This window comes from Pseudomonas sp. JS3066, assembly GCF_036328175.1.
In the GTDB taxonomy this organism is placed as follows: Bacteria; Pseudomonadota; Gammaproteobacteria; order Pseudomonadales; family Pseudomonadaceae; genus Metapseudomonas.
On sequence record NZ_CP143312.1, the window covers coordinates 846,611 to 865,316 of the forward strand.

Annotated in this window: 14 protein-coding genes; 5 read left to right on the plus strand and 9 right to left on the minus strand. The window is 64.0% G+C overall.

Annotated features, from left to right (window positions below):
- Positions 1-125 precede the first annotated feature (125 nt).
- The 4 genes from SA496_RS04140 to cls all read left to right on the plus strand — a co-directional run bounded on the left by SA496_RS04140 (position 126) and on the right by cls (position 3,822).
- Complete coding sequence (locus tag SA496_RS04140) at positions 126-1,280, plus strand: MFS transporter (RefSeq protein ID WP_120652625.1); 1,155 nt, start codon at positions 126-128, stop codon at positions 1,278-1,280.
- A 75-nt stretch (positions 1,281-1,355) separates the two neighbouring features.
- Positions 1,356-1,784, plus strand: a complete 429-nt coding sequence (locus tag SA496_RS04145; protein WP_120652624.1) for a hypothetical protein — start codon at positions 1,356-1,358, stop codon at positions 1,782-1,784.
- A 39-nt stretch (positions 1,785-1,823) separates the two neighbouring features.
- Positions 1,824-2,156, plus strand: a complete 333-nt coding sequence (locus tag SA496_RS04150) for a YnfA family protein (RefSeq protein ID WP_120652623.1) — start codon at positions 1,824-1,826, stop codon at positions 2,154-2,156.
- A 370-nt stretch (positions 2,157-2,526) separates the two neighbouring features.
- Positions 2,527-3,822, plus strand: coding sequence for a cardiolipin synthase (gene cls / locus SA496_RS04155; RefSeq protein ID WP_256661004.1), 1,296 nt, complete (start codon positions 2,527-2,529; stop codon positions 3,820-3,822).
- 12 nt (positions 3,823-3,834) lie between these two features.
- Here the strand turns inward: cls and SA496_RS04160 are convergent, their stop codons facing one another.
- Together SA496_RS04160 and SA496_RS04165 are read right to left on the minus strand one after the other, a co-directional pair.
- A complete protein-coding gene (locus SA496_RS04160) occupies positions 3,835-4,920 on the minus strand; it encodes an alpha/beta fold hydrolase (protein ID WP_330115070.1) in 1,086 nt (361 codons plus the stop codon).
- Positions 4,921-5,079: 159 nt separating this feature from the next.
- On the minus strand, positions 5,080-5,442 hold the full coding sequence (locus tag SA496_RS04165; protein WP_330115071.1) for a hypothetical protein: 363 nt from the start codon (positions 5,440-5,442) through the stop codon (positions 5,080-5,082).
- 824 nt (positions 5,443-6,266) lie between these two features.
- Here SA496_RS04165 and SA496_RS04170 point away from each other — a divergent pair.
- Complete coding sequence (locus SA496_RS04170; protein ID WP_330115072.1) at positions 6,267-7,736, plus strand: multiheme c-type cytochrome; 1,470 nt, start codon at positions 6,267-6,269, stop codon at positions 7,734-7,736.
- 100 nt (positions 7,737-7,836) lie between these two features.
- Here the strand turns inward: SA496_RS04170 and SA496_RS04175 are convergent, their stop codons facing one another.
- From SA496_RS04175 to mnmC, 7 genes are all read right to left on the minus strand, one after another.
- Positions 7,837-8,067 (minus strand): YheU family protein, encoded by a 231-nt coding sequence (locus SA496_RS04175; protein ID WP_120652619.1) that lies wholly within the window; start codon positions 8,065-8,067, stop codon positions 7,837-7,839.
- Between the two features lie 49 nt (positions 8,068-8,116).
- The gene (locus SA496_RS04180; RefSeq protein ID WP_120652618.1) at positions 8,117-10,894 is read right to left on the minus strand and encodes a hybrid sensor histidine kinase/response regulator; all 2,778 of its coding nucleotides are present in this window, start codon (positions 10,892-10,894) and stop codon (positions 8,117-8,119) included.
- 160 nt (positions 10,895-11,054) lie between these two features.
- Entirely contained in the window at positions 11,055-12,248 is a 1,194-nt protein-coding gene (locus tag SA496_RS04185) for an osmoprotectant NAGGN system M42 family peptidase (protein WP_120652617.1), read from the minus strand.
- 79 nt (positions 12,249-12,327) lie between these two features.
- A complete protein-coding gene (gene ngg / locus SA496_RS04190) occupies positions 12,328-14,073 on the minus strand; it encodes an N-acetylglutaminylglutamine synthetase (protein ID WP_330115073.1) in 1,746 nt (581 codons plus the stop codon).
- A gap of 4 nt (positions 14,074-14,077) precedes the next feature.
- Positions 14,078-15,847, minus strand: coding sequence for an N-acetylglutaminylglutamine amidotransferase (locus SA496_RS04195; RefSeq protein ID WP_330115074.1), 1,770 nt, complete (start codon positions 15,845-15,847; stop codon positions 14,078-14,080).
- A 119-nt stretch (positions 15,848-15,966) separates the two neighbouring features.
- Entirely contained in the window at positions 15,967-16,716 is a 750-nt protein-coding gene (locus SA496_RS04200; RefSeq protein ID WP_120652614.1) for a sulfite exporter TauE/SafE family protein, read from the minus strand.
- A 2-nt stretch (positions 16,717-16,718) separates the two neighbouring features.
- Positions 16,719-18,689, minus strand: coding sequence for a bifunctional tRNA (5-methylaminomethyl-2-thiouridine)(34)-methyltransferase MnmD/FAD-dependent 5-carboxymethylaminomethyl-2-thiouridine(34) oxidoreductase MnmC (gene mnmC, locus SA496_RS04205; protein ID WP_330115075.1), 1,971 nt, complete (start codon positions 18,687-18,689; stop codon positions 16,719-16,721).
- Positions 18,690-18,706 lie beyond the last annotated feature (17 nt).

Genomic DNA, 18,706 nt, shown 5'->3' on the forward strand with positions numbered 1-18,706 from the left:
ATCTCGCAAGTTCAAAGCGAGGCTGTCCGTTCGGTCAGCTTTCGCGCCGCTCGGGGTTGCCCGGCGGCGGATCGGGGGAGTAGGGTTGCTCCCCCGGCCTGACCGCCAACCCGGATGGTTCCACCGTGAAACCCCTTTCCCGTGCGCTGCTGATGCTGGCGCTGGTACTGGCCGCAATCAATCTGCGGCCCGGCATCACTTCCCTTGCCCCCCTGATCGAGCGCATCGCCCAGGAACTGGCGCTCAGTCGCAGTCTGATCAGCCTGACCACGGCCCTGCCGGTGCTCTGCATGGGCTTGCTCGCGCCCCTGGCGCCACGGCTGGCAGTGCGTTATGGCCTGGAGCGGGTGATCACGGCGTGCCTGGGCCTGATCGGCGTTGCCTTGCTCGCCCGCCTGGGCAGCCATGCCAGCGGCGTGCTGATCGGTAGTGCCGTGGTGATGGGGGCAGGTATCGCAGTGGCCGGACCACTGCTGTCCGGTTTCATCAAGCGTCATTTCCATGATCAGGTCGGTCGCGTGGTCGCCTGGTACTCCCTGAGCATGACCATTGGCGGGGCCGCCGGTGCGGTGCTGACGCCACCGGTTACTCAGTTACTGGGGGATCAATGGCATTTCGGATTGGCTTTCTGGGCCCTGCCGGCGCTTGGCGCACTGTTGCTCTGGCTGGCGGTGCCGAATCGCGCTGAAACCGCGAGCGAAGCGGGGCAGGGCGGATTGCCCTGGGGCGAACCGCGAGCCTGGCTGATTACGGCGTTCTTCGCCCTACAGGCTGGCTTGTTCTATGCCCTGACCACCTGGCTGGTGGCCCGCTACCACGAGGCAGGCCTCAGCCTGTTACGCAGCAACAGCCTGTTCAGTCTGTTCATGCTGGTAGGGCTGCCCAGCGCCTTCATCCTGCCCTGGCTGGCCCAGCGCTTCGACAACCGCTACCAGTTGCTGCTGGTTTGCGGCCTCGTCAGCACCGTCTGCCTGGGGATGATCTGCTTCCAGCCGGCACTGCTGCCGGAAGTCTGGGCCGCCTTCCTGGGCCTGGGCCTCAGTGGCTCGTTCGCGCTGTCCCTGGTGCTGCCGCTCTATGAGGCGCACACACCGCTGGCGGTGAGCCGCTGGACCGCGATGATGCTGTTTGCAGGCTATGGGATGGCCAGTTTCGCTCCGGTCCTGGCCGGTTTTGGTCGTGATCTGGCGGGTAGCTACCAGGCGCCTTTCATGGTCATCACAGGGCTTGCCCTGGTGATGTGCGCGCTAGCCTGGCTACTTGGCCGCAGACCGGCTTGAAGACTTCGACGCAATTCCTTTCTCCCGTGGCAGTCCTGTGTTAGAAGGCTGCCACTGTTTTACTGGAGTGCCCGCGTGGAGTCCGAATCCATCGTCTATGGTTGCATCCGCGACTGGCCGTCGCTCGATGATCAGGAACACCGCCTGCGCCGCGAGACCAACCGCCGAGTGCTGGACAGCCTGCCCAGCGGTGAGGCCTGGCCGTTCCTTGGGCGCGATATGTTCTCCTGCTGCGAACAACCTGGCGAAGGGCTTTTCCGTACCCAGGTGATCCACTTCGGTGCCAGCTACCCGGCGGTTGAATACGAATGGAGCCTCTGGGTGAAGGCGTTTGAAGCGTTGCTCAAACAACTCTACTGGAGCAGCGCTGTGGTCCATCTGGAAACCGAACTCAACGGCATCCACACCTTCCGCTGGGAAAGCGAGCAGGGCTTCCACAGCCCCCAGGAAGACAACCTGCGCGTGCGCTGCGCCTGGGAGCGTGAAGGCGGCGTGCACGGCTGAAGCCAGACCGGGCGGGCTCCACTCGCGGGGAAAACATCGATGCTCAACTACCTCTGGTTCTTCCTCGCCGCCCTCTTCGAAATCGGCGGCTGCTACGCCTTCTGGCTCTGGCTGCGAATGGGCAAGAGCGCCTGGTGGGTCGTTCCCGGCCTGCTCAGCCTGACCCTCTTCGCCCTGCTGCTGACACGTGTGGAAGCCGCCTACGCTGGTCGCGCCTATGCGGCCTATGGCGGCATCTACATCGTCGCTTCGCTGCTCTGGCTTGGCGTCGTGGAGCGTACCCGGCCGCTGGCGAGCGACTGGTTGGGGGCTGCCCTCTGCGTAATGGGCGCGACCATCATCCTGCTGGGGCCGCGCTTCTCGCAAAGCTGATGGACGGCCAGGGATGGGTTTGATGAATCGCGCCTGACCGCTTCGTTTCTGCCCTGTACTGTTCATGATGGCGATGACCTGTGGCGTCGGCCTGGTCATTGCCTGGCTGCTCTGCGAGCTCGGCACCGAACTGATCGCCTGCTGCTCCGTTCGAAGATTCTTCCAACCTTTTATCTGCAGTCACTGTCGAATCGCTCAAGGCCGTCCGGAAACGCGCTTTGCAGTGGCGGATCGGCTTTCCCGGTATCGACCGTCCTCAGGTGGAGGATGCTGAATGAAATTGCCGTCATCAGGGACAGTGGCGTGTGTCCTGGCGGTGCTTTCATCGCTCCTCCTGGGTTGCACTTCATTGCCTCGCATCAATCCCGATATGGCTCATTCACCAGAGACGCCGGTACAGGTCGACGGCGCTCATGGCCCGCTTTCCGAGGCGCGCAGCAAGGCCGTTCTCGAACGTCTCGAGGCCTCCGGGATGGAGACCAACATCTTCGACCTGCACCTGGCGATCGAAGAGACCCTGGTGGGTAGCCCGCTGACGGCGGGGAACAAGGTGGAGCTTTTGCAGGACGGGCCGGACACCTATGCGTCCATGTTCGAAGCGATCGAAGGTGCCCGCGATCACATCAACATGGAAACCTACATCCTGGAAGGCGATGAAGTGGGGCAGCGTTTCGCCGACAAGTTGATCGCCAAGCAACGCAGTGGCGTGCAGGTCAACCTGATCTACGACAGCGTCGGCACCCTTGGCACTCCACCGGAATACTTCGAGCGACTGCGCCAGTCCGGCATTCGCCTGGTGGAGTTCAATCCGGTCAATCCGATGAGCGCCAAGGCCGGCTGGGAACTGAACCAGCGGGACCACCGCAAGCTGCTGATCGTCGACGGGCGTATCGCCATTCTCGGCGGCATCAACATCAGCAGTGTGTATTCCGGTGGCTCCTTTGGCTCCAGTACCCAGGTGCCGTCGGATGGGGAGCTGCCCTGGCGCGATACCGACCTGCGCATCGAAGGCCCGGTTGTCGCTGAGCTGCAGAAGCTCTTCATCGGCACCTGGGACCAACAGAAGGGTGGAACCCTGGTGCCCCGCCACTACTTCCCGCCGATTCAGCCCATGGGCAAGGAAGTGGTGCGCGCCATCGGCAGTTCGCCCGAAGAACCCTACAGCCAGATCTACGCAACGCTCATCTCCGCACTGCAAAGCGCGCAGAGCGAAATCTGGCTCACCAGCGCCTACTTCGTGCCTGACCCACAGCTGCTCGACGCCCTCAAGGCGGCGGTGCGGCGCGGCGTCGATGTACGCCTGGTGGTGCCCAGCAGTACCGACTCATGGCTGGTATTCCATGCCGGGCGGGCCTACTACAAGGAACTGCTGGAAGCGGGGGTGCGCCTCTACGAGCGCAAGGACGCACTGTTGCATGTGAAGGCTGGGGTGATCGACGGTGTCTGGTCCACCGTGGGTTCCACCAACCTGGACTGGCGCAGTTTCCTGCACAACCACGAGGTCAACGTGGTGGTGCTGGGGACGGATTTCGGCGAGCGGATGCGAGGCGCCTTCCTGGAGGACGTGAAGAGTTCGCACGAACTGACCCTTGAGAGCTGGAAACGGCGCCCCATCCGCGCCCGCGTGAGTGAACGTATCGGGCGCGTCTGGGAATACTGGCTCTAGGCCTTTGAGCGGTCAGGGCTGTTGGTCAGAACGTCCGGCCGACTGTTGCCAGGCGCAGATGTCCAGGCTGGCGCCGCGCTGCAGCAAACGTTGGGCCTGGTCCGAATCCACCAGTTGGGAACGGCCCTTGCTGCACAACAGAATGCGTCTTCCCTGATACGCCAGGTCCGAGAGGATCTGGCCCCAGTGCCGATACTGGACATCGTGGCCTTCGCCCGCGTAGAGGCGTTCGGCGGCAACATTCGGGAAGCGGCTTTTCCAGAATTCAGCATGGGCGGGGGTGACCGTGGTATCGGCGAGTCCGTAGTAGAGGAATACCGGTGCGTAAACGGCGGAAAGGTCGGCTATCGGCTGTTCGCAATACAGGCGCAGTTCATGGGTCAGGGGGGCCATGTCGAAGCCTTTGGATCCTTTCGCGTAGTAGAAGCGTGCACCTTCATCGGCGGCTTCGTCGAGAAAACCATGGATACGGTTCACCGCGGTGTTCGGTCCCAGATCCCACCAGACCGAGGGCACATCGTAGTGGCCGGCAAGATAGGCCTCGGCTACCTGCTGATCGCTCAGGGCGCAGCGGGCCGGAGTCGCCATCACCCCTTCCGTTTGCGAGAAGGCTGCCGCCATGTGCACCGAGCGTACGCGAGGTGCCAGGCTGGAAGCGATTTGCGCCACGTAGGGACCACCGCCGGAGATTGCCACCAGGGAGAAGCGCCTGACATTCAGGTGATCGAGCAGGGCCGTTACTTCTTCGGCGTACGACTGGTAATTGCCTGAGGGGTCGAACTCGGTCTGGCCGAAGCCATTGCGTTCCAGGGTGATGAAGCGCAAGTCCAGTTGCTCGCGCAGGCTGCGCAGGAAGTCGGTGAGGGCAAGTACCCGTCCGCTGGTGCCATTGCCGCCGACCAGCACCACGGGCAGGCCATCTCGCGGGCCTTCATCCAGGTAGTGGAGCGTCTTGCCCTTGCCATCGACCCAGCTCTGCATCTCCGGTCCCATGGAGTCGAACGTGTTCTGGACCTGAATGGGCCCGGATGCCTGCGCGGCCCCAACGGCCAGCATCCAGGAGAACGCCAACGCCAATCCATTACGGTAAACGCTCATGTGTACCTTCCTTCTTGTTGTTGGTGGTCCTGCTCGCATTTTCCCGGGACTGGGAGTGCGGGCAGGCCAAGTCTAGGGAAGGGCCGATGGCAATCTTTGATGCAGTTCGACGCTTTGTTGAAGTGGACCGACGTTTTCGGTGGGTAGATAAGAGGTGGATCAGGTGGGCGAATCACCCGGCCGAAGCCCTTCTTCCCGAACGCGATGGAAGGCGGCTTCATGCAGCGCCTGGGCATCCGCCAAGAGCATCCCGAGGGCCGATGCCAGCCGCGCAGTTTCCTGGGCCAGGGCGCCGTTGCGGCTACCTGACTCGATGATCCGCAGCAAGTCGCCAAGGGCGCTCATGCGTTGGTTGGCCGCTTCGAACAGATGGCATGAGGGCGCGCGAACGTTGATGAACAGGACGTCTTCGTAGGGCTGGGATGGCGGCGGGAGGGGGGTGAAACCGGTGACTGGCAGTCTGCGTGTTGGGCAATGGGCAACGGGGCGGGGCTCTGTCTGCATTGCGTGTGGGGTGTGCATATCCTTGCTTCCTCGCGTGATAGAGGCGCCGCTCCTTGCTGTCACGACTCATAAGGGCGGCGGGCCGTACAGGGGTCGCAAACCGGTTACGCGAGGAAAACCCGGCAAGGCCTAAGCCTTCCCTGCACGGCCCACCATACGGCAATTACGCTTGGGGTAGGACGTGGCCTGCGTGAGGTTCGGGTTGCGACTCCCGGTCGCGGTTCCAACCGCGATGGCTGGGGACTCTAGCGAGGGCCGTTGTAGGCGCTCAAGGGTGATGTTTTGTGCGAAATTTCCTATCGAAAGCACCTGGTGGAGCAGCAAGATGATCGGTGCGGGCAATCTGTATCGAGGGGGCGCGGCTATGGCGCGATCTAGAGCGATTGCGCAAAATTTCGGCGATTTTACCGACGAAATGCCCGTTGTTTTTCTGAGTTCTGTCATCATTTCGTAGCAGAGCTTCTACACTCTGACCTCAGAGTCTATTGGTGCTCTGTGCTTTGTTTGGGTCGCCCCGTGGCGGCCTTTTTTGTGCCCGCCGTTCATGTGGCTGACCGACCTGTCGCTGGTACGGAATTATCGCCACTTCATCGCCTGCTGCGTCATATTCAGTAATGGATCACTTCATATATATCAATCAGATAGTCAATGCGATTGGGCAATTCTGACGATTGCCAGTCCTTTGACGCTGCCCCGCGCGCCATCTACTACTGACTTACGCCCCCAAATGCGGGGGAGAGGTTTGAATTCCGGCTAAGTTGCGCTGAAAAAAACGGCTATTGCCGTGATTCTGCCGGATTCTCGCGCTATTTGGATGGGGCATGTGCAGGCGGGGCAGGGCAATGGACGATCCGGCAAAGAAGGCCTTTCCGTCAGCTCCAGCCGCGCGGTTGGGAACCCTCAGCATTCGGCTGGCGTTCTGCATACTGCTCGCCTTGCTGGCCACCCTGGTTGCCGTTGCCGAAACGTCCCGCCTTGACGACAAGTGGCTGGAGCCGGCGCGCTCTCGATTGCTGGAAGACAAGCAGGGGATGCCGTTCTTTCCGCATCGGGCCAACACACCGAACAACGTCGTGCTCAACGCAGGGGACTTCGATGACGCGCAGGTCTGCGGCGCCTGCCATGACCAGATCTATCAGCAGTGGCGTACCTCGATGATGTCCCATGCCTGGGAGGAACCGATCTACCGGGCATTGCTGAAACACGCCAGCGAGGCCACCGAGGGGCGTGTGGATAACTTCTGCACCGGCTGCCATACCCCCATCGGCCTGACCACCGGACAGATCAACTCGACGGTCAATCGCGCATCGGTAGAGTTCACCGCCGAGCACAACCCCATGCCCGGCGTGGATTGCGAGACCTGCCACAACATCAGCGCTCGCACCGGCCTGGATAACGGGGCATATGTCCTGAGTCCGCGCGCCCATGGCAAGCCAACCAAGTTCGGCCCGCGCAGCGACGCCACGTCGCCCTATCACGACACCGTTTACTCCGATCTGCACACCCGTTCCGACTTCTGCGCCACCTGCCACAACGTCACTCATCCCTTCAGTACGGTGGCCGTCGAGCGGACCTATGACGAATGGCTGGAGAGTCCCTACAGCTTCAGCGGTCAGACCTGCCAGAGCTGCCACATGCCGGGCTTCGCCGGCAAGGCGGCGATCATGGGCCCCGAGCGCGCGGATGTCGCGTCCCACTGGTTCACGGGCGCCAACGCGGCGGTGCTGGAGTACCTGGGCCAGAAGGATGCGGCGCAGCGCGCCCGCGAATACCTGGCCAAGGCCGCGGAGATCAGTTTCGAGTCGGTTCCCGGGCAGCTGGTGCCGGGCCAGGAAGCGTCGGTGCGGGTGAAGGTCGCCAATGTCGGGGCCGGGCACAAGCTGCCCACGGGATTTCCCGAAGGTCGCGAGGTCTGGATCGACTTCCATGCCGTGGACGCAGCCGGCCACAAGTTCTACCGCTTGGGTGCGGTTCGCGAGGGCGCCACTGAACCTGACACCCGCAACTTCAAGGTTCATCTGGGCGACAAGGATGGCAAGGAGCTGGACATCGAAGTCTGGAACGCCACGCAGATCCTCTCGGACAACCGCATCCTGCCTAAAGGCTACGATGTCCGCGAATTTTCCTTCGTGGTGCCGGCGGACGCGGTTGGTCCCGTCACCCTGACGGCAGAGCTGAACTACTGGCCATTCCCGCAGCGCCTGGTGGATTACCTATTGGGTGCGAACAAGCTGAAGGTGGAAGTGACGCGCATGGGGCAGGTGGTGCGCGAACTCCCGCTGGGGCCGCCCGTGCAAGCCGCGAAATTGTGAAGATCGAACCTGCTCTTGTGGAGGGGCCATTCGGCCTTTCAGGGAGCAGCTGCGCTGCCCTTTGCGAATGAATTCGCCCCTACAGTGGTCGAGCGATGGGCTACTCCTCCAGCCACTCCTTGGGCACGTCGAGCTTGAGCATCAGCTGGCAGAGCTGGCTGTCTGGGTCATAGACGATTACTGCCTCGCCTTTCTTCAGCGCCTTGCGCACACGCTCGACGCGGGTCTCCAGCGGGGTATCGTCGCCATTGTCGGTGCCTTCGCGGGTGACGAAGTCCTCGATCAGACGGGTCAGGGTTTCGGCTTCGAGCAGGTCAAAGGGGATGAGCATCGGGGTATCTCCGGCGGGGGCGGAATGCTAACGCCGCCGCCGGGCGCCGTCATCCATCCACGCTCTGGCGCTGGATGAAACGTTCGAGGGTGGCGAACAGCAGGGCGCTGTCCAGGGGTTTGCCGAGGAAGTCATCCATGCCGGCGTCGGCACCGGCCTGGCGATGTTCCTCCAGAATATGCGCAGTAAGGGCGACGATGGGCACCGGCAGCCAGTTGCGAGCGTGTTCCAGTCGGCGGATCTGCCGGGTGGCTTCGAAGCCGTCCATTTCCGGCATTTCGCAGTCCATCAGGATCAACTGGATACCTTCCGGATCGCGCTGGTACTCGTCCACTGCTGCCACGCCATTGGCGACGGTACGTACCAGGTAGCCGCGCTTCTTGAGGAAACCCTGCACCACCATCTGATTCACCGGATTGTCTTCGGCCACCAGGATGCAGGGTGTCGCGCTCACCCGGCGACGCTCCTCCTGCTGCTGGGTCCGTTCTTCGAGGCGCCGCTCGCGGTAAAGCTCCTGCAAGGTGTCGCGCAACTGCGCCAGGGTCAGCGGCTGGGCCACGGCCCGCAGACGCAGGCCGGCGCCCGCGGGCAGGTTCTGACAGTACTCCGGCGGACAGATCAACATGATGCGCTGGCCGTGCTCGAGATGAGGCCGCAGCCTGTCCATCCAGCGTTCAGGGTCGCCGGGCCAGGGAGACTGCAGCACCAGCAGCGGCGGTACGGCGAAATCCTCCAGATGCTGGATCAGCCTGTCCGGATCCTGGCAACGTTCGCAGCGCATGCCCCAGCGCCCGAGCAGGCGCCCCAGGGCATCCAGGCCGAGCGCGTCCTGACAGGCGAGCAGGGCGGTGCGGCCATCGAGCAACCGGTTCAGTTCATCGGTCCTGAATTCTCCGGGCTGCAAGGGTATATCGAAGCTGAAGCGGGTGCCCTGGTGCAGCGTGCTCTGCACTTCGATGTGCCCGCCCATCATTTCCACCAGCTCCTTGCTGATGGCCAGGCCCAGACCGCTGCCGCCATAGCGGCGGGTGGTGCTGGAGTCGCCCTGGGCGAAGGAGTCGAACAATTGGCTCAGGGCTTCGGGACGGATGCCGATGCCGCTGTCGCTGACGCTGAACACCAGGCGCGAATTGCCATCGGTTCTGCGGCGTAGAGAAAGGTGGAGGGCGACATGCCCCTCGGCGGTGAACTTGAGGGCGTTGCCCAGCAGGTTCATCAGGACCTGCTTGAGCCGCGTCGGGTCGCCGAGGATGCGCCGGGGGACGCCGGCGTCCAGGCTCAGGTGCAGCCCCAGTCGCTTGTCCATGGCCTGGGCGGTGAACAGCCCGAGGGTTTCCGACACCAGGTCTTCCAGATCGAACTCGATGTGCTCCAGTTCCAGCTTGCCGGATTCGATGCGGGCGAAGTCGAGGATGTCGTTGATCACCGCCATCAGCGCCGTGCCGGAACTGGAGATGGTGTCGACGTAGAAGCGCTGGCTGCGGTCCAGCGGGGTTTCCTTGAGCAGCTGCAGCATGCCCAGCACGCCATTGAGCGGGGTGCGGATCTCATGGCTCATGGTGGCCAGGAAACGACTCTTGGCCTGGTTCTCGAAGTCTGCCTGCTCGGCGGCCTGGCGTGAGCGGAAGCCTTCTTCCTTGAGCGTGTTGATGCGGTCGGCCAGGCCGATGGACAGGGTGATCAGTTCGATGGTGACGCCGATCTTCACTACCGTCGCGCCAAACAGTCCGAGCACTTCGACGCCAAGGGAACCGGTGGTGATCTGGATGAAGGCGAACAGCAGCACGCCCCAGGCGAGGGTGTAGTAGGAGCCGTAGCGCAGACCCTTGCGCCAGACATAAAGGCCGGTGAGCAGCAGGAAGGCGGAGATGCCCGACACGGTGAGGCTGGCAAGGATGTTCCAGCTCTGCAGGCCGATCAGCGGAGCACTCAGCAGTGCCACCAGAGTCGCCACCATCAGCCCCCGCAGTACCTTGTCCAGGCGAGGGAAGTGCAACCCGGTGTGGAGGAAGCGACGGCTGAACTGCAATGCCGTCAGGCAATGCAGGTACATGAAGATGTAGATCGCCACCGATTGCAGCACAACGTGGTCGGGCAGCAGTTTGAACAGCATGCCGTCGAAGCAGGCGGCGAGCAGGCCGACGTTGAGGTTGTAGGCCAGGTACCAGAGGTAGGCCGGCTCGCGTAGCGACAGGTAGAGGAACAGGTTGTAGAAGAACATGGCAAAGAGCACGCCGTAGAAGGCGCCGTTGAACCCCATGAGGTTCTCCTGGGCCGCGGCGCTGGCGCCGAACGTGCTGAACACCAGCGGCACGAAGATGGTGCTGGTGCTTTCCACCCGCAGGATCAGCGTGCTCTGCCCGGGCTCGACGTGCAGGGGGAACCAGAAGTTGCGCACCTGCACCGGACGCTGGGAGAAGGCGAAATGGTCGCCGGTCTCCTGCGCCTGCACCCGGCCGTCGGGGGTGAGGTAGTAGAGGCGGATGTTATCCAGCAGCGGGTAGTTGGCTTCCAGGTAGCCGTCCAGCGCATGGGCGCGGCTGTTGTCCAGATGCACCTTGAACCACCAGACCGAACGGTTCTTGCCGAGGTTGGCCTGCTCGCCGCGAACCTGCTGGAACGCCGGGTCGGGGAGCTTACGTACCTGTTCCAGGTCGAGTTCGCCCCTGGGGTCTTCCAGGTAGCCGACCCAGTGGCCGAGGGAAAGGCGCAGCTGATCCTGATCGAGAGGCGCGGCCTCCAGTGCGAAGGCGGGCCGGCAGACCAGGAGCAGGAGCAAGGCCAGACCGAGTGCGACAGTTTTCACACAGCCTGAGAGGTGAAGCATGGGTGACCACCCGCGTTGTTATTCGTCCTTTGTCCCTCTACGAAAGGTAGCCGAGGGGCGGCGATGCCAGGCAGAAATCGATGTTCGACACGGCCTCACCGCACCCGCGTAGCCTTCGTATTGAGCATAGGTGGCACTTTGCTCCTGGCGGGTTCGCCCTTCAAGGGCCGGCGTCACCCTTTCCTACGAGACTTTCCACGGTCGGGACGCGTGTCTCGCTCTCCATCTGCGCGTCATGCTCCAACTGGTGGCTGAAAGGTTCGAGGGACTGCTGGCTGGTGACCGCGTCGGTGGCGAACACCGGCGGGCTCATCAGGTAGGCACCGAGCAGCCGGGTCAGGGCCTCCAGGCTGTCGATATGAGTGCGCTCGTAACCGTGGGTCGCATCGCAGCCGAAGGCCAGCAAAGCGGTGCGGATGTCATGCCCGGCGGTGACCGCTGACTGTGCGTCGCTGTGGTAGTAACGGAACAGGTCGCGGCGCAGCGGGATGGAATGCTCATCGCCCAGCTTCAACAGGTGCCGGGAAAGGTGGAAATCGTAGGGGCCGCCGGAATCCTGCAGGGCCACGCTGACCGCGTGTTCGCTGGAATGCTGGCCGGGGGCGACCGGGGCGATATCGATGCCGACGAACTCGCTGACGTCCCAGGGTAGCGCTGCAGCGGAGCCGGAGCCGATCTCCTCGGTGATGGTGAACAGCGGGTGGCAGTCGATCGGCGGCACCAGCCGGGCTTCGGTGATGCCCTTGAGCGCGGTGAGCAGGGCGGCGACGCCGGCCTTGTCGTCCAGGTGGCGCGCGCTAATATGGCCGCTCTCGGTAAATTCCGGCAGGGGGTCGAAGGCAACGAAATCGCCGATCGAGACACCCAGGCTTTCGCAATCGGCGCGCGTGGTGCTGTAGGCATCCAGGCGCAGTTCGATGTGGTCCCAACTGATCGGCAGGCTGTCCACTTGGGTGTTGAACGCATGTCCTGAAGCCAGCAAGGGCAAGACGCTGCCGCGCAACACCCGGCTGTCGCAGAACAGGCTCACGCGACTACCTTCGGCGAAGCGGCTGGACCAGCAACCCACGGGTGCCAGGGCGAGTCGGCCGTTGTCCTTGATCTCGCGGACGATGGCGCCAATGGTGTCCAGATGCGCCGACACGGCGCGGTCCGGACTGTTCTGGCGGCCCTTGACCGTGGCGCGGATAGTGCCGCGACGGGTCAGTTCATAGGGAATGCCGATCTCATCCAGGCGCTCGGCAACGTAACGCACGATGGTGTCGGTGAACCCCGTGGGGCTGGGAATGGCCAGCATCTCCAGCAGGACCTGTTGCAGGTAGGCGAGGTCGGGTTCGGGGAGTCTCTTGCTCATGACATCTCCTTTCTGAGGCCAAGGCGCGACTTGATCGTGGGAGCGAATTCATTCGCGAATGAGTTCGCTCCCACAGGTTTCAGGCCAAGGGCACTCGCGTCAGCGGGAACAGCAAGTCGATGAAGCGCTCCGCCGTGGGCTGCGGCTGGTGGTTGGCAAGGCCAACCCGTTCGTTGGCTTCGATCAGCACGTAGTCCGGCTGGTCGGCGGAAGACACCAGCAGGTCCAGGCCGACCACCGGGATTTCCAGCGTGCGCGCGGCAAGGATCGACGCCTCGGCCAGGGCCGGGTGCAGGGTCGCGGTGACGTCTTCCAGGGTGCCGCCGGTGTGCAGGTTGGCGGTGCGGCGCACGGCCAGGCGGGTGCCGGCGGGCAGTACATCGTCATAGGTGTAGCCGGCGGCTTGCAGGGTGCGCTCGGTTTCGGCATCCAGCGGGATGCGGCTTTCGCCCTGGGTGGCGGCCTGGCGTCGTCGGCTCTGGTGCTCGATCAGCAAGCGCAGGGATTGCTGGCCATCGCCCACTACCTCGGCAGGACGGCGGATAGCGGCAGCCACCACTTCGTAGTTGATCACCACCACTCGCAGGTCAAAGCCCTGGTGGCAGCTTTCCAGCAGCACGCGGCTGTCGAAATGCTCGGCCCTGGCGATGGCGGTCTTCACTTCGTCCAGGGTGCGCAGGTCGACGGCCACCCCCTGGCCCTGCTCGCCATTCACCGGTTTGACGACGATGCTGCCGTGCTCGGCGAGGAATTCGGTGTTCGCCTCATCGCTGGTGGCCAGGCGCTGGAACGGCTGCCGGATACCCACGCGGGCCAGCGTGCGATGGGTGAGGTGCTTGTCCTGGCAGAGGGTCATGCTCACGGCACTGGTGAGATCGCTCAGGGATTCACGGCAACGGATGCGCCGGCCTCCGTGATTGAGGCTGAAAAGCCCACCCTCGGCATCGTCTACCTGCACTTCGATGCCGCGACGCAGGGCTTCGTCGACGATGATGCGCGCGTAGGGGTTGAGCTTTTCTTCCGGACCGGGGCCGATAAACAGGGTTTGGTTGATGCTGTTCTTGCGCTTCACCGCGAAGGTGGCCAGCTCGCGAAAACCGAGTTTGGCGTAGAGCGCCTTGGCCTGGGCGTTGTCGTGCAGCACCGACAGGTCGAGGTAGTTGAGCTCGCGGCTCATGAAGTGTTCCACCAGATGGCGTACCAGGGCTTCGCCGACGCCGGGGCGGCTGCACTGCGGGTCCACTGCCAGACACCAGAGGCTGGAGCCGCACTCCGGGTCGTGAAAGGCCTTGCGATGGTTGAGGCCCATCACAGCGCCTATTACCTGGTTGTCGCGTTCATCCTCGGCCAGCCAGTAGACCGGCCCGCCAAGGTGGCGTGGGGTGATGGCGTCCTGGTCCACCGGCAGCATGCCGCGACAGCGGTAGAGCTGGTTGACTGCCTGCCAGTCGGCCTCGCTCTGTGCGCGGCGGATGCGGAATCCGCGGAAACCCCGGCGTGCGGGGCGATAGTCGGAGAACCAGAGACGCAGGGTGTCGGAGGGATCGAGGAACAGTTGCTGGGGAGCCTGGGCCAGCACTTGCTGGGGGGCGGCGACATAGAGGGCGATGTCACGTTCGCCGGGCTGTTCGGCCAAAAGCTCGCTGGCGAGACTGGTCGGGTCGGGAAAGGTGTGGCCGAGCAGCAGACGACCCCAGCCGCAGTGGAGTATCTGCGGTTCATCGTGTGGCTCCTGGTGACCTTCGGCCAACTGGGCCTGAAGGCGCTGGTAGGAGGGCGCCTGGCCACGCAAGAGACGCTGGCTGTGCAGGGTATGGGCTTTCATTGATTCAGAGTCCCTGTTGGTTGAGCCAGAGATTGAGAGCAGCCATCTGCCAGAGCTTCGAGCCTCGCAGCGGGGTGATGTCTTCCGTGGGGCTGGCAAGCAGACGCTCGAGCATCGCTGGCTGGAACAGACCGCGGTCCTGGCTCGGGTCCAGCAGCAGCTCGCGCACCCAGTCGCGGGTCCGACCTTCCAGGTGCTTGAGGCCGGGCACCGGGAAATAGCCCTTGGGCCGGTCGATCACTTCATGGGGAATGACCTTGCGCGCGGCAGCCTTGAGCACCGCCTTGCCGCCATCGCCGAGCTTGAAACGGGAGGGAATTCGCGCCGAGAGTTCGGCCACTCGGTAGTCGAGGAAGGGCACGCGCGCTTCCAGCCCCCAGGCCATCGTCATGTTGTCCACTCGCTTCACCGGGTCGTCCACCAGCATCACGGTGCTGTCCAGGCGCAATGCCTTGTCGACGGGGTCGAGGGCGCCGGGTTGCTCGAAGTGCTGGCGTACGAAGTCGCCGGCCAGGTCATTGGTGAGCCAGGCCGGCTGTACCGTGGCCTGGTATTCGGTGTGGGCGCGGTCGAAGAAGGCCGCCCGATAGCGGTTGAACGGATCCGTGGTATCGGCCAGGGGCGGGTACCAGTGGTAGCCGCCGAACAGTTCATCGGCACCCTGGCCGCTCTGAACTACCTTGCAGTGCTTCGACACTTCGCGTGAGAGCAGATAGAAGGCGATGCAGTCGTGGCTGACCATGGGCTCGCTCATGGCCGTGAAGGCTGCCGGGAGCTGATCCAGCACCTCGCGCTCGTCGATTCGTAGTTGCTGGTGGCGAGTGCCGTAGTGGCGGGCGATCAGGTCGGAGTACTCGAACTCGTCGCCGCGCTCGCCACCGGCATCCTGGAAACCGATGGAGAACGTAGCGAGCTGCTCCACGCCGGTTTCTGCCAGCAAGCCCACCAGCAGGCTGGAGTCCACTCCGCCGGAGAGCAGCACGCCGACCTCGCGGGCGGCGCGTTGGCGAATCGATACGGCATCGCGCAGGCTGGTCAGCAGACGGTCGCGCCAGTCATCCATGCCAAGGCCTTGTTCGCTCTCGTGCGGACCGTATTCCAGCTGCCACCAGATGCCCTGGCTGCAGTTGCCGTCGGCGTCGATCTGAATCCAGCTGGCCGGTGGCAGTTTCTCCACACCCTTGACCAGGGTGAGGGGCGCGGGCACCACGGCATGGAAGTTGAGGTAGAAGTTCAGCGCTTGCGGGTCCAACCCGTTATCCAGGTCGCCGCCCTTAAGCAGCGCCGGCAGGCTGGAGGCGAAGCGCAGGCGCTGGTGGTTGCGCGCCAGGTACAGCGGCTTGATGCCGAGGCGGTCGCGAGCGAGGAACAGGCGCTGTTCGTCGCGTTCCCAGATGGCCAGGGCGAACATGCCATTGAGCTTGGGCAGCATGTCCTTGCCCCAGGCGTGCCATGCCTTGAGCAGTACCTCGGTGTCACCGTCAGAATGGAAACGGTAACCCAGGGTCAGCAGCTCCTTGCGCAGCTCGGGGTAGTTGTAGATGGCGCCATTGAACACCATGGCCAGGCCCAGTTCGGGGTCCAGCAAGGGCTGCCCGGAGGCCTCGGCCAGGTCCATGATCTTCAGCCGTCGATGGCCCAGGGCGATCGGTCCCTGGCTGTGCACGCCCCAGGCGTCTGGGCCACGGGGTGCGAGATGGTGAGTGATCTTGTCGAGGGCGGCCAGATCGGCCGGTTGTTTGTCGAAACGAAGTTCTCCAGAAATGCCGCACATAAGTCCTTACCGGTGTTGCCGTTGGGGAGTTCGTGCCGACTTTTGCAGAAGGCACTAAAGGGTCCGACCCCTGTGCAGTTCTGTGAGTTTTATATCGTTTGGTTATATAACTTGGCCTGTCAGGAGAGAAGTTTCTGGGCGGCCAAGGACAGGCTGACTGCCACTAGCATCACCGCGAATAGCCGTTGCAGGGTGGCGCCGCGCAGGCGCGTGGCCAACTGGTTACCGAAGAGCACGCCGACCGCACCGCCGGCCGCCAGACCGCCGAGCAGGGCCATGGGGGGCTGGGCACCGGTGAGGTAGAGGAGGAAGCCTCCACCGGAAACCAGCGCAATCACCGCCATCGAAGTAGCGGTGGCGGCCAGCATCGACAACGGCGTGTACCAGAGCAGCGCCGGTACCACGAGGAAACCGCCACCCACACCCATTACCCCGGACAGCAGGCCGACGCCGGCACCAATCATTACCAGCGGAGCAATTCGCAACGGGCCGGCATTGCGCTTGGGAAGAGACGCGCCGCGCCACATGCGCCATGCCGACCAGAGCACCAGCAGGCAAAAGCCGAGAATCAACACCGTCTCCGGAATGTAGTGGCCCAGCCACTGACCGACGGCATTGCCGGGCAGCCCGCTGATCGCGAGCAACAGCACTGGGCGCCAGGACACAAATCCCTGGCGCGCGCGTGGAATGGCGCCGATGGCTGCGGACAGGGCGACCGCGCCCAGGCTCACGCCGATGGCATCGCGCAGTGGCAAGTGCAGGCTGAGCAGCAGGGGCAGCGCTACCAGCGAGCCTCCGGCGCCGGTCAGGCCCAGCAGCAGGCCGAGCACGCTACCGATTGCCAGGGCTTCGATCAGGAGCAAGTCCATGCTCAGGCGTTCCCGCCGCGGATCAGGCGGCGCAAAGCGAAACGGTTGGGATGACAGGCCTCGGCCACGGCTCGGGGAACCGGTAGCGGCTCGTCATCGAGCCAGGCAGCCAGCAATTCACCGGAAAGTGGAGCGGTAATCAGCCCGCGTGAGCCGTGGGCACTGTTCACATACAGGCCGTCGAGCCAGGGCGCGGCTGCTTCCGGCACCTGGCGCGCGTCCCTGGCCAGCACCGCATAGGCCTCAGCGAAGGCCTTGGCATCCGCCAGCGGACCGACGATGGGCAAGTAGTCCGGCGTGGTGCAGCGGAAGGCGGCGCGGCCTTCCAGGCGCTCCGGTTGGAGTTCGGCTGCGTGCAGGCGGCGTCCCAGGTCGGGGGAAATCTCTTCCAGCAGTTCCAGGTTGCCCGCATGTTCCGCAGCGGTCGGCTGCAGGTCCGTGCTGTGGAAGTCGAAACTGGCGCCCAGGGTGTGTTCGCCATCACGCGGCGGCGCCACATAGCCCTCGGCACAGAGCACGGTGCCAAGCCCCGCGCTTTCAGCGGTGGCTGTCAGGCGACTGATCTGGCCGCGGATACGCTTGAGCTGCAGCCCGGCAGCTTGTGGAAAACGCAACACTTCGGCGGCACTGGCCAGCACCACCACTGGCGCGGAGGCCAGGGTGCGCTCGCTATTGCGGGCGTGCCAGAGACCGCCTTCCTGACGCAGTTCCAGGGCTTCGGCATGAGTGACCAGATGGATATTCGGATGCCCGGCCAGCAGTTGGCAGAGAGCCGGCGGGTGGACCCAGCCGGCCTCGGGATAGAACAGGCCCCCGGCGGGCAGGCTGACTCCGGACACAGCTTCCGCCGCAGCTTGGTCGAGACTGTGCAGCAGGTCGGCGGGGAAGGCTTCGGCCAGCTTGGCCTGGCGCTGTGCTTCCTTGTCGTCGAAGGCCAGTTGCAGTACGCCGCAGGCCTGCCAGTCGTAGCCCTGTTCCAGCCGCTGCAGCAGTCGGCGGGTATGGCCGAAGCCACTGAGGATCAGCCGTGAAAGTGCCGTGCCATGGGCGGATAGCTTGAGGTAGAGCACCCCCTGGGGGTTTCCCGAGGCCTCGCGGGCCGGGGCGTCGTGGCGCTCCAGAAGGGTTACCCGCCAGCCACGGGCCGCCAGACTGGCGGCGCTGGCGCAGCCGGCGAGCCCTGCGCCTATCACCAGTGCCTCACGGCACTCTGGTACGAAACGCGGGCGGGCGAACCAGGGTTTGCTGGCATCGATGCTGGCAGGCCCCTCGAAGCGGCCCTGGCTCATTTCCCATTTCTTGCCGAAACCGGGTGTGCGCTTGATGGCGAAGCCAGCCTCCTTCAGTGCGCGGCGTACGAAGCCGGCGGACGTGAAGGTGGCGAGCGTGGCGCCGGGGGCGGACAGGCGCGCCAGTTGGGCGAAGAGGCTGGGGCTCCACATCTCCGGATTCTTCGCCGGGGCGAAACCGTCGAGGAACCAGGCGTCGATGCGTGCGTCCAGTTCGGGCAGGCAGTCCATCGCATCCCCCACCAGCAGGGTCAGCACGACACGGCCTTGGGCCAGGTTGAACCGCTGGAAGCCGGGATGCACGGCAACGTACTGATCGATCAGTTCAGTGGCCAAGGGGGCCAGTTCCGGCCAGAGGGCCAGGGCGCGTTGGAGGTCATCGCGGGAGAGAGGGAATTTTTCCACGCTGACGAAGTGCAGCCGAGCGTCTGCGGGGGCGTGATGCTCGAACAGCTGCCAGGCGCAAAGGAAGTTCAGTCCTGTGCCGAAGCCCGTTTCGCCAATGCAGAAACGCCCACCGGCCGGCAATTCAGTGAAGCGCCGGGCGAGGTCGTTGCCATTGAGGAAAACATGGTGGGTTTCGTCGATACCCGAGGTCGGGGAGAAGTAGACGTCATCGAATTCCCGCGACAGCGGTTGGCCCTGTTCGTCCCAGTCGAGTTGGGCGTGGTGGAAGTCGGACATGGAGGTTTCCGAGACTG

Bases quoted from the DNA above. Each gene is read 5' to 3' on its own strand.
- SA496_RS04150 (WP_120652623.1), top strand. From the start codon at position 1,824: ATGCTCAACTACCTCTGGTTCTTCCTCGCCGCCCTCTTCGAAATCGGC.
- cls (WP_256661004.1), top strand. From the start codon at position 2,527: ATGGCTCATTCACCAGAGACGCCGGTACAGGTCGACGGCGCTCATGGC.
- SA496_RS04160 (WP_330115070.1), bottom strand. From the start codon at position 4,920: ATGAGCGTTTACCGTAATGGATTGGCGTTGGCGTTCTCCTGGATGCTG.
- SA496_RS04165 (WP_330115071.1), bottom strand. From the start codon at position 5,442: ATGCACACCCCACACGCAATGCAGACAGAGCCCCGCCCCGTTGCCCAT.
- SA496_RS04170 (WP_330115072.1), top strand. From the start codon at position 6,267: ATGGACGATCCGGCAAAGAAGGCCTTTCCGTCAGCTCCAGCCGCGCGG.
- SA496_RS04175 (WP_120652619.1), bottom strand. From the start codon at position 8,067: ATGCTCATCCCCTTTGACCTGCTCGAAGCCGAAACCCTGACCCGTCTG.
- SA496_RS04180 (WP_120652618.1), bottom strand. From the start codon at position 10,894: ATGCTTCACCTCTCAGGCTGTGTGAAAACTGTCGCACTCGGTCTGGCC.
- SA496_RS04185 (WP_120652617.1), bottom strand. From the start codon at position 12,248: ATGAGCAAGAGACTCCCCGAACCCGACCTCGCCTACCTGCAACAGGTC.
- ngg (WP_330115073.1), bottom strand. From the start codon at position 14,073: ATGAAAGCCCATACCCTGCACAGCCAGCGTCTCTTGCGTGGCCAGGCG.
- SA496_RS04195 (WP_330115074.1), bottom strand. From the start codon at position 15,847: ATGTGCGGCATTTCTGGAGAACTTCGTTTCGACAAACAACCGGCCGAT.
- SA496_RS04200 (WP_120652614.1), bottom strand. From the start codon at position 16,716: ATGGACTTGCTCCTGATCGAAGCCCTGGCAATCGGTAGCGTGCTCGGC.
- mnmC (WP_330115075.1), bottom strand. From the start codon at position 18,689: ATGTCCGACTTCCACCACGCCCAACTCGACTGGGACGAACAGGGCCAA.